The organism is Reichenbachiella sp. MALMAid0571, from assembly GCF_040151475.1.
Classification (GTDB): domain Bacteria; phylum Bacteroidota; class Bacteroidia; order Cytophagales; family Cyclobacteriaceae; genus CAXBNB01.
The window spans coordinates 50,369-65,628 of sequence record NZ_JBDKWG010000124.1; the positions used below are offsets into that span (position 1 = coordinate 50,369).

Sequence of the window (15,260 nt, forward strand, 5' to 3'; positions counted from 1 at the left end):
TTCCAACTTATTTGTATAGAAGATTCTACTTATTTCATCTTAGTGGCTTTCACTATTTTATCTTGTATCTCTGAAGTATCTATGTTAGCATCGTTTTCTTTCAGTTTATCCATGCTCTTGATGTAAAATTTGATGGCTTGCTTTGGCAAATTGTTTTTCACATAATAATCACCCATCACTTCCAGATTGAAAGGGGTTTCTCTGATGGCTATTGATTTCTCTATCCACATTTTGGCTTCTGCCATGTTTGCATTTTTTCTGATCAGCATCTGAGCAGATTTAGCATAAGTTTGCCAATCATCCGGAGAAGCATTTTCTACAGCGTTCCTTGCTTTATCTACAGTCTTGTCAGAATTAGCTTCCAGTGTCATCGAGTACGATGAAATTACTACAGCTAGTACTACGACCATTAATTTTGAAATCTTGTTCATATCTTTATTAGTGTTTGTTTTCTATAGTACGCTTCTTGACCAAAGACATGCCAATAAAAACAACCCTCTGATAATCAATATTTTAAAAATAAAAAACACATTTAAAGTGGTGTGATATTGTACGAAATCACGACAATACTATTCGAAAACGAACACAAAAACTTTTTTTTCAGTCCTTCGTAAGGCTCGAAGCTTATAATTAATACGCTAATAGAAGCCCCACTCCAAATGATATAACAAACAATAGAGTAGCAATAGAAAGCTGTTTCAAATAAGGATCTATCTCAATAGCAGTTTTTTTGGTATAAACAGCCCTTGCATTCAATACAAATAAAGGAAGTGTGATTAAGAATAGCCACTGCCAAAGGCTATGATAATTGAGCAATACAAAAAGGCAAGAGGCACTATAACCAATCGTCAAAAGTGCCCAGTGATAGAATATGGCCCTTTCCCTTCCCAACCTAACAGGTATTGAGATTTTACCAGCTAATTTATCCGATTCTATATCTCTTATGTTATTGACATTTAGTACCCCGGTAGCAAACAGCCCACAGCTAGCAGCCGGTAGCAATATGAAAAAATTGTAAACACCAGCCTGAAGAAAATACACTCCTCCTACGCCTACCAGTCCAAAAAATATAAAGACAGCCAAATCACCCAGCCCTTTGTAGCCATAAGGTTTTTTACCCGCTGTATAATTAATAGCTGCAAAGATCGCCAATAATCCCATAGCTAAGAATAACAAAAGATAAAGCAATCGATCTCTAAAAGTAATAAACAACAGTAAACAACCCGTGATTAATGCCAATACAGAAAAAAGAATGATCGCTTTCTTCATTTGAGATTTGGTGATAGCTCCGGTTTGTACCGCACGAGCAGGCCCTTCTCTGTGGTTACTATCAGCTCCATGAATACTGTCACCATAATCATTTGCCAGATTGGATAATACCTGAAGCAAGATTGTAGTAGATGTTGACAATAAAAAGATGTCCAGTCTGAAAAAGCCATCTCCGGATGCCAGAAAAGTACCCATTAAAATACAAGAGAGGGAAAGAGGCAATGTCCGTAATCTAAACGCTTCTATCCAGGCTTTTATATTCATATCCAGCATTACATTTTTTCCGGTACGCCTACACCTAATAAGCCCATACCAGCTTTTATCGTCTTGGCAACTTGCTCAGAGAGTTTAACCCGAAAACAAACTCTGTCAGAATCAGACTCATTAAAAATAGAAAGCTCTGCATAAAACCTGTTGTACTCTTTGGCCAGATCAAAACAATACTGTGCAATTAAGGAAGGGGAATATTCTATAGCTGCTGTCTTTATCTTTTCGGGAAAATCAGAAATGAGATAGATCAAATCTTTTTCAACTTTTTCAGGTACAATCTTTTTCGTATCAATAGATTTCTTAAAATCGATTTTCAAATCCTCAGCTCTCCTGATGATGGCTGAAATTCGCGCATGGGTATATTGAATAAACGGCCCTGTATTTCCCTGAAACTCTATAGATTCCTGTGGGTCAAACAACATTCTCTTTTTTGGATCTACTTTTAATAGAAAATATTTTAATGCTCCCAGACCAAGAGTAGCATATAACTCCTTAGCCTCTGACTCACTAAAACCATCAATTTTACCCAGTTCTTTTGTATGATCTTCTGCTGTTTGGATCATTTCATCCATTAAGTCATCAGCATCTACTACAGTACCTTCTCTGGACTTCATTTTGCCGGAAGGCAAATCAACCATACCGTACGATAGGTGATAACATCCTTTCGCCCAATCATACCCCAGTTTTTCCAGAATAAGGAAAAGAACCTTGAAATGATAGTCTTGCTCGTTTCCGACAGTATAAATCAGTTTTTCCTGATTAGGAAATTCTTTAAAACGCTCGATTGCTGTGCCAATATCCTGGGTCATATAGACCGCAGTACCGTCAGAGCGAAGAATAAGTTTGTGATCCAATCCTTCGCTGGTCAAATCTATCCACACAGAGCCATCTTCCTTTTGGTAAAAAACGCCCTTCTCTAAACCTGTCTTTACAATTTCTTTTCCCAGAAGATAAGTTTGAGACTCATAATATAATTTATCAAATGTGACTCCCATTTGTTTATATGTCAACTCAAAACCATCATATACCCAGCCATTCATGGTTTTCCAAAGGTCATACACTTCGGTATCGTGGGCTTCCCACTTTCTAAGCATATCTTGCGCTTCCAGCATAATAGGAGCTTGTTTTTCTGCCTCTTCCTTAGTCAACCCACTCTCTACAAGACCAGCTATTTCCTTTTTGTACTCCTGATCAAACTTTACATAGTACTTACCAGCCAGTTTGTCTCCCTTCAAACCAGAGGATTCCGGAGTTTCACCATTTCCAAATTTTTGCCAGGCAACCATTGACTTACAAATGTGGATACCTCGATCGTTTATAATTTGTACTTTGGTAACCTCATAACCATTGGCTTCATAGATTTTAGCCACAGAGTAGCCCAAAAAATTATTTCGTAAATGGCCAAGGTGTAACGGCTTATTGGTGTTCGGCGAAGAGTATTCAACCATCACGCTTTTGCCATTGGAAGGAGCAAAACCATGATTTTTTTCTCCTGTTATGTCATTGAATAAATTCAACCAGGTTTGATCTGTCACCGATAAGTTCAGAAATCCTTTCACTACATTGTAGGCAGCAACTTCTTCACAGTGTTCTGTCAAGAAGTTGCCAATCATTTTACCAGTTTCTTCAGGATTGGATTTTGATATTTTTAAGTAAGGAAAAGTTACAAATGTGTAAGTACCTTCAAATTCTTTACGTGTGGGTTGCAATCCCAGCTTTTCAGATTCCACTTCATGATTAAAAAGTTGATTTAACGCTTGTGAAATTGATTTTTGTATTTTTAATGCTATGTTCATACCTGCTGTACCTGTCGAAAAAGAAATGCAAAGGAACACATTAGATGCTTATGGTCAAAAAATAAATCCGCATTACATGGTAAAATGTATGATGATCTATTTGGTATTTTCCTTTTTTTCTGATATTTGCGGGCTAAACGATTTTAAATGCACCTCACTATTCTGAATGAAAAGCTACGCTGATCTTGTCGAACAAACATTTGAATTCCCTACAAAAGAATTTAAGGTTAAAAAAAATAAATTGTTGTTCAATGATGTCGATCTGACGGACATTATAGAAAAGTATGGAACCCCACTGAAGCTATCATACCTGCCCAAGATTAGTGAAATGATTCAGTATGCGAAGGAGATTTTCAATAATGCAATCATTAAAAAAAAATATAAAGGAAAATATATTTATTGCTATTGTACTAAGTCCTCTCACTTCGAATTTGTGCTTGACGAGGCTCTGAAAAATGATATTCATATCGAAACTTCGTCAGCTTTCGATATATTCATAGTAGAGAACCTTTTAGCAAAAGAAAAGATTACCAAAAACACTTATATCCTTTGTAACGGGTTCAAAAGAGAGCTGTATAAAGAAAAGATTGCAAACCTTATAAATGACGGGTTCAAAAATTGCGTTCCTATTTTGGACAATCTCAATGAGCTGGAATACTATCAAAAACATATCAACACCCAATTTCAAATTGGAATAAGAGTGGCATCAGATGAAGAACCTAACTTTTCATTTTACACCTCTCGTCTCGGCATTCGCTACAACGACATAGTAGATTACTACAAAAAAGAAATCAAAGACCATCCTAATACCAATCTTAAGATGTTGCATTTTTTCATCAACACTGGCATTAAGGATACAGCATACTACTGGAGTGAATTGAGTCGCTTTATGTACAAATATTGTGAACTGAAAAAAATATGCCCTACTCTGGATTCAGTTGATATCGGGGGAGGATTTCCTATTAAAAGTTCGCTTCATTTCGAATATGATTTCGAATATATGGCTGAACAGATTGTGGAAAACATCAAATGGATTTGCGAAAAAAATCATGTTGACGTACCTGACATTTTCACAGAGTTTGGCAGTTTCACAGTAGGTGAAAGCGGTGCTACCATCTATTCGGTACTTGACCAAAAGCTCCAAAACGACAAAGAACTTTGGTACATGATGGATGGATCTTTCATTACCAACCTTCCCGATGTATGGGGACTGAACCAAAAATACATCATGCTCCCTATAAATCACTGGGACAACAATTTCCATAAAGTAAACATTGGTGGGCTTACCTGCGATAGCATGGACTATTATGATTCAGAAGCACATATTGCTGAAGTGTTCTTGCCTATGTTTGACGAAACTGAAACACTATACTTTGGTTTTTTCCACACAGGTGCATATCAGGAAGCATTGAGTGGATACGGAGGAATTCAGCACTGCCTTATTCCCGCACCAAAACATATAGTCATTCAGAAAAATGAAGATGGAACACTAGAATCAAGAGTTTTCTCAGAAGAGCAAACAAATGAATCAATGCTGAAAATTCTGGGTTATTCAGAAAAATGAAGTTTACTTTTAATCATCTTAATTAATTAAAATGCGTAAACTACAGCTAAAAGAATAAGTGAAAGGCAGCCTCGTAATTATACCCACTTACAATGAAAAAGAAAATATCGAAGATATCATTCGTTCGATTTTCAATCTTGAGCACGACTTTCATATTCTAATCATTGATGACAGCTCACCGGATCAGACTTCCAGAATAGTTCAAGGATTACAAAGTGAATTTCCCAACCTTTTCCTCATCAACAGAAAAAACAAATCAGGACTAGGAACAGCCTACATTGAGGGTTTTAAATATGCCTTGAAAAACGATTATATGTACATTTTTGAAATGGATGCAGACTTTTCTCATCCACCGGCTGACCTGATAAAACTATATAATGCCTGTCACACCGATGGATTTGACATGTCAATTGGATCCCGGTACATTTCAGGAGTAAATGTGGTAAACTGGCCTATGGGCAGGGTACTAATGTCTTACTTTGCCAGCTTATATGTTCAGTTTATCACCGGACTGCCCATCAAGGATGCTACTGCCGGTTTCAAATGCTACACAACAAAAGTACTTCAAACAATAAATCTCGATAAAGTAAAATTCGTTGGTTATGCTTTCCAAATCGAAATGAAATTTCTTGCCTGGAAATATGGTTTTAAAATCAAAGAAGTGCCAATCATATTTACCGATCGAACCAAAGGAACCTCAAAAATGTCTTCAGGTATATTTCGTGAAGCTGTACTAGGTGTGATCCAGCTTAAAATCTACAGCCTCTTCAAAAAATATCATCATAACTGATAAATATCATGTTGAATATTGTCCTTTTCTATTGAAACATAACGAGAATCAATAGAATGTACAGGCTGCTACCGCCATTCATCCGTAAATTTGTATATAACTTTTAAACAAAAAAACACATGAAAAGCAACACATTAATTATTGATAAACTCAATTTATTATTAGCAGATTTTCAAATCTACTATCAAAACCTCAGAGGCTTTCACTGGAACATTCAGGGTCGTGAATTTTTCGAACTACATGTCAAATTCGAAGAATTATATACTGATTCAGCCATAAAAATTGACACCATTGCCGAAAGAATACTGACCGTAGGTGGTGTGCCTTTACACGCTTTCGAAGATTACCTGAACACAGCTACAATTGCTCCTGTAAAAAATGTCCACAATGGTGAAACAGCAGTAAAAACAATTGTAACTAATATTGAAGATTTAATTACTCTCGAAAGAGAAATTAAGGACATTGCTGCCGATGCAAATGATAGTGGTACAGAAGATCAAATGTCTGCCTTTATCGAAGAGCAGGAAAAATCAATATGGATGTACAAAGCCTGGTTGAAGTAATAGCCCTCGTGTTAACTAGTCAAAACTCTTTAAGCTATTCATAAATTGTTTTGGTTTTTGGTAACCAACAATTCTTTCAATCTTCTTGAAATCAGGACTTGCAACCAACATGGTTGGGAGTCCTGTAATTCCATTCTTCTGGGCTAATCCTTTAGCCGTATATTTTTCTCCCAAATAATCAAATGTCCCGGGACTGTCAAAATTCAGCTTGACCGGATAGTAATTTTCATTCAGGTAAGCTGTTACTTCAGGATCAGTAAAGGTCTTCTTATCCATTACCTTGCACCAACTGCACCACTTGGCAGTAAAGTCTATGAAGACTTTCTTTGGCTTTTCCTTTGTTAATCTTTGAACCTCCTCTATACCATACCATTTTAATTCTGGTGTAGTCTCCTCGTTATTTACCTCAATAAAAGAGGTAAGAAGCAAGGTCATTAAAAGAGACAATGTGACGATTCGATTCATATTACAAGGTATTTAATAGACAAATATATTATGGACAAGCGTTTGAATTACTTATTCCCAAGGAGTACTTAAATCACGATTTGAACAAATTTGTTCAGAATAATTTTAAAACCGTACCTCAAACTGATATTTAGTCGCATCAGCCTGTCATTTATTTTTTATATTTTGTGATCCAAATATCCTCACCCTCAATAACTCCGCAGACTGTGCTTATTTTAGAGTGGACATTTTTTTATTTATTGAATTGCATATTAAATTGAGGACTTAATCTAATAACACTATGTATATAAATCTTTCGGGGTTAAACGTATTGGTAACTGGGGCTAGCAAAGGAATAGGTAAAGCGATCGCGTCCAAACTTGCCGAAGCAGGAGCCACAGTGGCCGTTCACTACAACAAAAACATGAGAGAGGCGGAAAACCTTGCGCATGTACTAGGCAATGAGTCCAAATCATTTCAAGCAGACCTGTCACAGCCCGATGGAGCAGCACAGCTTTTCGACAGGGTAATATTAGAAATGGGAAGCCTTGAAATCCTGATCAACAATGCAGGCATTGCCGAACCAGCCAATATAGATGCCAAAGAATCTGAGTGGCTTGCTGCCTGGAACAACAATATACAGGTAAACCTGACTTCCGCAGGAGTACTTTGTAAAAAAGTGATCGAACACTTTCTCAAAAGAAAAAGTGCAGGTAGGATCATTAACATCACTTCCCGGGCTGCATTCAAAGGTGATACAGCTGAGTACATGGCCTATGCCGCCTCCAAAGCAGGGTTGGTAGCCATAACCCGATCCATCGCCAGGGCTTATGGAAAAGACGGAATAAAAGCCTTTAACATTGCGCCTGGTTTTGTACGCACAGACATGTCTCGAAAAATAATGGAAGAATATGGCAATGAAGTGGGTATGGAAGACATAGCTTTGGAGCGTATGACCGAACCAAAAGATATTGCACCTTTAGTTACTTTTCTGGCAAGCGGAATGGCTGATCACGCTACAGGAAGCACCATCGATGTAAATGCCGGCAGCTACATGCGCTAAAAGGTTTCAGCAATACTTTTTATTGGATTTTAGAAGAAAATAAATAGTATCAGGATAAATACTATCAACAAAATATACATGATCAGATCGTTCATGAAGTAACTCTTGTACTTATTGTAAAATTCTTTCAGCTTTTTCATCTTTTCCTATAGAAGATCAAAATTAACGAAAAATGATCCATTCATATTAATACTATTTTGCCAAAAAATTGAATCATAATGCTTAATTATAGATCAATAATGTACAGCTAGTGGCTAATTTAGACCGCATTTTATCTATATCAAAAATATAATTTTGTACTGATAACAAAGCATCATTATAGCCCCAAGGAAAATGTCAAAAGGAATATACAACGTACCCCGGCCCAAAAACGAACCCATTCTTTCTTATGCACCCGGCAGCAATGAAAAAGCTAACCTAAAAGCACAGCTACAAGCTTACAAAGCTGAAGAAACTGACATCCCTATGTACATTGGGGGGAAAGAAGTTCGTACAAATAAAAAAATTCGTATATCTCCTCCTCATGAACACAAGCATACTTTGGGATATTTCAATGAAGGAGATGCAAGCCATGTAAAAGAAGCAATAGATGTCGCATTAGATGCAAGAAAATCATGGGCAGAAATGTCGTGGGAACATAGGGCTGCCATTTTCCTAAAAGCCGCAGACTTGGTAGCTGGGCCGTACCGGGCAAAAATAAATGCTGCCACCATGCTAGGCCAGTCAAAAAATGCATTTCAGGCAGAAATAGATGCTGCCTGTGAGTACATTGACTTTTTAAGATTCAATGTATTTTTCATGACAGAGCTATATGCGCAACAACCTCAATCAGCATTGGGTATGTGGAACAGGTTGGAACACAGGCCTCTGGAAGGTTTCGTTTTCGCTATTACCCCATTCAATTTTACTTCTATTGCGGGCAACCTACCCGGAGCTCCTGCACTGATGGGAAATTCTGTCGTTTGGAAACCTGCCTACACACAGATCTATTCAGCACAGGTGCTAATGGAAGTATTTAAGGAAGCCGGACTTCCAGATGGTGTGATCAACCTGATTTATGTAGATGGTCCTGTGGCTGGTGAAGTAGTTTTCAATCATCCGGATTTTGCCGGACTACATTTTACCGGAAGTACAAGTGTTTTTCAAAGCTTGTGGCGCACAATTGGTGGGAACATTCACAAGTATAAAACCTATCCGAGAATAGTAGGAGAAACGGGAGGAAAGGATTTTATCGTGGCACACAAATCTGCTGATGCAAAAGCTTTAGCTACCGCTATCGTACGTGGTGCATTTGAATTTCAGGGGCAAAAATGCAGTGCCGCATCCCGTGCCTACATTCCCGATAATATCTGGAATGAAGTGAAGAGTTCTATACTGGATGACCTGAAAGCTATAAAAATGGGTAGCCCTGAGGATTTCACCAATTTCATGAATGCAGTAATTGACGAACGTTCATTCGATAAGATTGCAGGTTTCATTGATGACGCCAAAAATAATGACGAGGTAGAAATTATTGCAGGGGGTGGATACGATAAAACTGAAGGATATTTTATAGAACCTACGGTAATCGTAACCAAAGACCCCATGTACAGAACCATGTGCGAGGAGATTTTCGGGCCGGTGATCACCATATATGTCTATCCACAAAACAACTACGAAGCTGTACTGGAAATGGTTGACAACACTTCTCCGTATGCATTGACAGGAGCTGTTTTTTCTCAAGACAGATATGCCGCCGAGTTTGCGACAAAAAAACTGGTGAATGCCGCTGGCAACTTTTACATCAATGACAAACCTACAGGGGCTGTAGTAGGACAACAGCCATTTGGTGGAGCCAGGGCATCCGGTACCAACGACAAAGCCGGATCAATCCTTAACCTGATAAGATGGGTAAGCCCGAGAACGATCAAAGAAACTTTTGATCCTCCAAAAAATTTCAGGTATCCTTTTATGGGGGAGGAGTGATAAAGTATTCCAAAGGCAATACCTTTGGTGTTCTGTAAATTTTCTAAAGTCCTGTTTTTTATAACTTTTTAGGACTACAGTATGAATGCTCAACGTCGATATAAGGTGGGTGCACTTGCACTTTCCAATATCAATAAAGTGTCGAATTCCAAACAGTTGAAGGTAGCTGGAAAGCGCATTCACTATACATTTTATGTGTATTCGTGTTTTTCGTTCTGGGTAGTCTCTTTCAGGCTACAGCCGTGCGGTAGGGCAAGTCACGAGTAATAGATCTCTTGCTTGATATGATGATTATAAGTATCTTTGAATTATGAAAGAAGTTAGTCTAATAAAAGAAACAGGAGCAACCTTTACACCAGAAGGACTAGCTGATTTTTTATCAAGACGAATTCTGTCATATTCTTCAATTATTGATCCTTTGGTTATTGACCCTGCCTGTGGCGATGGTGCCCTGTTGCTTTCGATTGGAAAGCAACTTGAAAATAATAATGAAAAGTTTAATCTACTGGGTTTTGATACAAATCAAGATTATTTAGCCTCAGCAAATGAATGCCTGTCACAAAATATTAAATCTAAATTTGAATTAATAAATGAAGATTTTTTAGAATCAATAGATCTCAGTGTTGAGCAACAGTCTATAAGGTTTGATGATGAGGATAATGAGTTTAATAATTTTGCTGATATTGTCATAGCAAATCCTCCCTATGTACGAACACAAGTTTTAGGTACAGATAAATCCCAATTATTATCTAAGAAATATGGCCTTAAAGGGAGGGTTGATCTATATTATCCATTTTTAATCGCAATGACTCATGCCTTAAAAGAAAATGGTGTTCTTGGTGTAATCACTTCAAATAGATACTTATTTACAAAAAGTGGGGATAGTATAAGAAAGTTTTTACACGATAATTTTCATATTTTGGAGGTGATAGATTTAGGAGATACTAAACTTTTTGATGCGGCAGTTCTTCCTGCCATTTTTATAGGACGCAAAAAAAAGAAGGCACAGAATACTACGGCTAATTTTTTAAAAATATATGAAGAACTCAACGGGTATAATGGAGAATTAATACCATCAACTGATATTTTTGACGTTTTGAATTCTAAAAACCAAGGTTATTTCACAGATGGTATAAAAAGATATAAAAAGACCTCCGGTATAATTAAGTTCACCCAAGCGAAAGAGAATAACTGGGCAATGCTGTCTGAATCTGAGGCAGAATGGGTTAAGCAGGTAGAAGCTAATTCAAAGGAAACAATCGGTTCAACTTTTAAAGTTAGAGTCGGTATTAAAACTACCGCCGACAAAGTTTTTATAAGTGATTCTTGGGAAGACCTAAATGGGACAAAGCCAGAAGAAGAAAATTTAAAAGAACTAATTTCTCAAGAGAATATTAAACCTTGGGCAATTTGTGATAAGAAAAAACTAAAAGTCCTTTACCCTCATTTGTCTATTGATGGAGTGAAATCGGTGATAGATATTGAGAAGTATCCAAAAACAAAAAAATATTTTGAAACATTCGAAGAGGTGTTGAAGGCTCGAAAATATTTAATTGATGCTGGTAGAGAGTGGTTTGAACTTTGGGTTCCTCAAAACCCATCTTATTGGAAATTCCCAAAACTTGTATTTCCTGACATTAGCGCTGTTCCTAGATTCTACTTTGATAATTCAGGTAAAATTGTCAATGGAAACTGCTACTGGATAGTAGCTAAGGAGAAAAAAGATGAGGAAAAGCTTTTTCTGATTCAAGGTGTTTCAAATTCAAAGTTGATGACCAAGTATCATGATTTGGTTTTTAGTAATAAACTTTATTCAGGAAGAAGAAGGTATTTTTCACAATATGTTCAAAACTATCCACTTCCTGATATAAACACATTGGAATCAAAAGATATAATAAATACCGTTAGGAAAATTAACGCTACAGATGATGAAAACAAGATTTCTAAATTGACTGAAATTTTGGAAAGTCAAGTAGGGAAAGCTTATAGAGTTGCTCCAGTTATTAATCTGGATTAACAACAACCAACCCTCTATATTTTTCAAAAATATCCATTGGTATTGACCTTTGGCATTTATAACTCTGATCGGAAACATAGGAAAATACTTCTCCCAGTTTTTCGCCAGGACTCAATATTATTCCTTCAATTATTTCTGTGTTTGGATTAGTTAATGCAATTAAATACCTAATGTCGAAAGTTGTAATATTTAACTCTGCATTAATGCTTTCCTCTTTTTCAGGTGAAAATTTCCCTAAATCTACTGTTTGAGCATCTTGAACTTTCACTTCCAATAACTGATTTGGAATATCTGGATAAGCACCGTAAAGCAAATCAGAATTAGAGGGGTCATAACCAAGAAGTTCCAAAACTTTTCGTTCTAAAGACTGGCCTCTATTTTTAGTAGAGTCCGCAGCAAGTTTAAAACCTATTAGTTTTTCAGCTACCATTTTTTTGATCAAATCAATAGCCAAAATTTCATTTGACTTTGCTTCTTCAACCATATTGCTTTTTGGAGGTTCAAAATCATGTCGAATTAAATATGATAGTTTTTTGGAATCTTGGAAGAACATTATTTTGTCTTCACTATCATATATTTTTTGACGACTCTTAGAGGAAATTAATAACTGATGTTTGATGGTCGGTTTTCCAAATGCGCCAAATTTAGCTACAATATAACCGGGTGTTGCAATTATGACGCATGATATCTTCTGGGTTTCAATATCCACTTTGGTCATCACAAACCGGACATCATTGCATTTTAAACTTTCTCCTGATTCATACTTTATTAGAAGAGTTTGGCTTGCTGGGATTCTATTCCATACTTGAAGGTTATAGGATTTACCACTTGTAACAATGTATGTGTCTATGAATTCACGGACAATTTTAGGTATCCCCTTTTTCTTAGGAGGTACAATTTCATAAGCATCGTCAAAAGCTGGTTCAGGAAAGGGGTAATCTTCAAGAGTTTTTGCAATTAATTTTCGATTATTCGAACCATCTGTTCTTGATTTTCCAGTTAACTTAAACTCTAGACCTATTAAAGATCTTAACCTACTTTCTAATTCCGTAAGTGATGTTAATGAGTGTGGAGATCTAGCTGGGATTTTAAATAAATTATTCATAGACAAACTTGAAAAGTTCAGAAACTGAAATATTTAATGCCTTGGATATCTTTTTTAAATTCAAGGCTGCAATATTTCGTTCCCCTCTTTCAACAGAGCCTATGTATGTTCTGTCAAGATCGCATTCAAATGACAGCTTTTCCTGAGACAATCCGATCTCAGAGCGAAGTTCTCTTATGCGAGAGCCTAGCTGTTCAAGAAATAGTTGATCATCTTGTTTATATGGAGATTGCATACTTAAATATTAAGGAACAAAGTTTAAAAAAGGATGACTATAAGTCTACGGACTATAAGTATCTAAACTATTCCATAAACAGAAAAATAAATTAACGGATCCTATTTTATTTTATCTGTTGACTTTACTTGAATCAAGTATCTCATGGGCAATAATGTTCGCCTCTTGACGTCTCATATTACATGAACCTATCAACTTTTAGTTTCACACTAAAACTCTTCTGCCTCTTCTATGCCATCATAGTTTTTGACTGTAATGGTCAATCTCCACAAATCCGAAGAGCTTTAAAGAAAAAGCTCAAAAACCAATTGGTTGCAAAGGATTACAAAGGTAAAGAGCGGTACGAGAACGGTCAATTAAAATATAAAGGTAAATACTACGACTACCCCGTAGAGGTGCAGGGAATATGGCATTTAGAATATGTGAAAGTTGGCAAATGGATTTACTACCATCCAAATGGAAAAATAGAAAGAATAGAAAATTACAACAAGCCAAAAAACTGTTACGAAGGAATTTATCGATCAGGGAAATGGGAATATAAAAATGAACAAGGCATAACTTATCTTGAAGAAAAATATGAAAACTACACTCTGGTATCAAAAGAGGAAGAATTTTATACAAGAGAAGGAATTCAAAGGAAATATATTTTTCATCAAGGAAAAACTGATACTCTTTACTATCAAAAAGATACGGTATCTACCAATCTAATTAAAAATCCAGGCTTTGAAATTTTCAGGTTTAAACCCATCCCAATTGTAAACAAAGGACACTCTTCAGCCGAAGAGTTGGTTGCAGACTGGACGTCTCCCGACAATGGCACTCCTGATTACTATAGTGAGATTAGACGGGTTAGAGATGTTCCTAGCCATATTTCAGTTGGTGCGAATACTAAAGGCGAGAATAGCTACATGGGAATAATTCTGTATCATAGCCCCTCAACACAATATTTGACATATTCTGAACACCTCCAAACTCGTCTTGCAAAACAGTTGGTGAAAGATCAGGTTTATTGCATAAAACTAGATATTCTTCTGTCTCAAAATTCGGGATTCTATATTGATCAGTTTGATGCATTATTTACCGAAGCTCCTATAAAAATAGAAGCGAATACATTTCAAACAACCAATCATCACAAAGTAGAATTTAATAAAGCATTGAACAATCGCAATAAATGGAAAAGACTGTGTGCTTCATATATTTCAGATGGGTCTGAAAAGTACCTGACTATTGGCAATCTTCAAAAGAATAAAGACATGAACAAAGTTTCAATTAAGCCATACCAGAAAAGCTCCTTAGATATCAATGAATCCGCTTATTATCTGATAGACAATGTAGAATTAACACCTGTGTCATCAAGACAAAAATGTGAGTGTGGAGATCCCCAAATTCCTCAAGTAACCAGAAAAAGAACTGTTTCTGATTTTGACAGCTTAGTAATAACTAATATTGAAGAAGTCAGTATTGGAGACCAGATCATTCTCAACAAAGTGCAGTTTCAATTCAATGAATCGAAGTTATTAGAGTCAGCCATCATTCAATTGCAGGTATTAAAGGGAATATTGGAACAAAATCCATCTTTTAAAATCTTGATTAGCGGACACACAGATAATCTTGGTACGGATGAATATAATTTAAATCTGTCAAAAATGAGAGCACAAGTAATTGTCGATTGGCTGGTAAACAATGGGATAGAAATTAATAGGTTATCATATCAAGGACATGGCTCAGACATTCCACTAGTTGAGAACTCTTCTGATGAAAATCGAGCGGTAAATCGGCGTGTGGAATTTGAAATAACAGAAAAATAAATTAACAGACCCTATTCCCATTTTATCCGTTAGCTTAATTGTAAACAAAAAAAGAAAATACTCATGGAAACAGACCATCAGGGACAAGTCGAAAAGATACTAAAGGAGCTGGGCAAAAAAATCGATCACCTCATTGCCGAAACCAAAGATGCAAGCGGAGAAATCCGGGACGATTTGGAAGAAAAAATAAAAGAATTCAAATCCAAAAAATGGAAAATGGAGGAAGAATATCAGGATTTCAAAGCAAAAAATGAAGGGAAGTGGGAAGAAATTAAAACCCATCTGTCCGGTGCTGCCCTGGAATTGGAGAATGCCGTAAAAGCGACTTTCAATAAAAAATAACGTAACTCCACTTCCTTTTCAATAATTGC

Annotated in this window: 14 protein-coding genes; 8 read left to right on the plus strand and 6 right to left on the minus strand. The window is 36.4% G+C overall.

Translation table 11 applies throughout. The features are described from left to right. Positions 1–29 precede the first annotated feature (29 nt). From AAOP42_RS10385 to argS, 3 genes are all read right to left on the minus strand, one after another. Positions 30–431 (minus strand): tetratricopeptide repeat protein, encoded by a 402-nt coding sequence (locus AAOP42_RS10385; RefSeq protein WP_349528438.1) that lies wholly within the window; start codon positions 429–431, stop codon positions 30–32. 199 nt (positions 432–630) lie between these two features. Next, on the minus strand, positions 631–1,533 hold the full coding sequence (locus tag AAOP42_RS10390; protein WP_349528439.1) for a 1,4-dihydroxy-2-naphthoate polyprenyltransferase: 903 nt from the start codon (positions 1,531–1,533) through the stop codon (positions 631–633). A gap of 8 nt (positions 1,534–1,541) precedes the next feature. Beyond that, positions 1,542–3,335 carry an arginine--tRNA ligase gene (argS, locus tag AAOP42_RS10395; protein WP_349528441.1) on the minus strand — a complete coding sequence of 598 codons (1,794 nt, stop codon included), beginning with the start codon at positions 3,333–3,335 and terminating at the stop codon, positions 1,542–1,544. Between the two features lie 166 nt (positions 3,336–3,501). Between argS and AAOP42_RS10400 the strand changes: the two genes are divergently transcribed. From AAOP42_RS10400 to AAOP42_RS10410, 3 genes are all read left to right on the plus strand, one after another. Next, positions 3,502–4,899, plus strand: a complete 1,398-nt coding sequence (locus AAOP42_RS10400) for a type III PLP-dependent enzyme domain-containing protein (protein ID WP_349528442.1) — start codon at positions 3,502–3,504, stop codon at positions 4,897–4,899. Positions 4,900–4,957: 58 nt separating this feature from the next. Next, positions 4,958–5,689 (plus strand): polyprenol monophosphomannose synthase, encoded by a 732-nt coding sequence (locus AAOP42_RS10405; protein WP_349528443.1) that lies wholly within the window; start codon positions 4,958–4,960, stop codon positions 5,687–5,689. A gap of 119 nt (positions 5,690–5,808) precedes the next feature. Further along, positions 5,809–6,252 carry a Dps family protein gene (locus tag AAOP42_RS10410; RefSeq protein WP_349528445.1) on the plus strand — a complete coding sequence of 148 codons (444 nt, stop codon included), beginning with the start codon at positions 5,809–5,811 and terminating at the stop codon, positions 6,250–6,252. 15 nt (positions 6,253–6,267) lie between these two features. Here the strand turns inward: AAOP42_RS10410 and AAOP42_RS10415 are convergent, their stop codons facing one another. After that, positions 6,268–6,717, minus strand: coding sequence for a thioredoxin family protein (locus AAOP42_RS10415; RefSeq protein WP_349528446.1), 450 nt, complete (start codon positions 6,715–6,717; stop codon positions 6,268–6,270). A gap of 280 nt (positions 6,718–6,997) precedes the next feature. Here AAOP42_RS10415 and AAOP42_RS10420 point away from each other — a divergent pair, with 280 nt between their 5' ends. The 3 genes from AAOP42_RS10420 to AAOP42_RS10430 all read left to right on the plus strand — a co-directional run bounded on the left by AAOP42_RS10420 (position 6,998) and on the right by AAOP42_RS10430 (position 11,741). Continuing rightward, on the plus strand, positions 6,998–7,759 hold the full coding sequence (locus AAOP42_RS10420) for an SDR family NAD(P)-dependent oxidoreductase (protein WP_349528447.1): 762 nt from the start codon (positions 6,998–7,000) through the stop codon (positions 7,757–7,759). A gap of 333 nt (positions 7,760–8,092) precedes the next feature. After that, positions 8,093–9,724 carry an L-glutamate gamma-semialdehyde dehydrogenase gene (gene pruA / locus AAOP42_RS10425; RefSeq protein ID WP_349528448.1) on the plus strand — a complete coding sequence of 544 codons (1,632 nt, stop codon included), beginning with the start codon at positions 8,093–8,095 and terminating at the stop codon, positions 9,722–9,724. Positions 9,725–10,034: 310 nt separating this feature from the next. Beyond that, the gene (locus AAOP42_RS10430; RefSeq protein ID WP_349528449.1) at positions 10,035–11,741 is read left to right on the plus strand and encodes an N-6 DNA methylase family protein; all 1,707 of its coding nucleotides are present in this window, start codon (positions 10,035–10,037) and stop codon (positions 11,739–11,741) included. On the opposite strand, the gene AAOP42_RS10435 is transcribed toward AAOP42_RS10430, so the two are convergent. Continuing rightward, the gene (locus AAOP42_RS10435; protein WP_349528450.1) at positions 11,728–12,846 is read right to left on the minus strand and encodes a hypothetical protein; all 1,119 of its coding nucleotides are present in this window, start codon (positions 12,844–12,846) and stop codon (positions 11,728–11,730) included. The genes AAOP42_RS10430 and AAOP42_RS10435 overlap by 14 nt on opposite strands. Continuing rightward, positions 12,839–13,081 (minus strand): helix-turn-helix domain-containing protein, encoded by a 243-nt coding sequence (locus tag AAOP42_RS10440; RefSeq protein WP_349528451.1) that lies wholly within the window; start codon positions 13,079–13,081, stop codon positions 12,839–12,841. Before AAOP42_RS10440 ends, AAOP42_RS10435 begins: the two co-directional genes overlap by 8 nt. Positions 13,082–13,263: 182 nt before the next feature. On the opposite strand from AAOP42_RS10440, the gene AAOP42_RS10445 reads away from it, so the two are divergent. Continuing rightward, positions 13,264–14,889, plus strand: coding sequence for an OmpA family protein (locus AAOP42_RS10445; protein ID WP_349528452.1), 1,626 nt, complete (start codon positions 13,264–13,266; stop codon positions 14,887–14,889). Between the two features lie 63 nt (positions 14,890–14,952). Continuing rightward, positions 14,953–15,231: a sll1863 family stress response protein gene (locus tag AAOP42_RS10450; RefSeq protein ID WP_349528453.1), complete on the plus strand. Its 279-nt coding sequence runs from the start codon at positions 14,953–14,955 to the stop codon at positions 15,229–15,231. Positions 15,232–15,260: the final 29 nt, after the last annotated feature.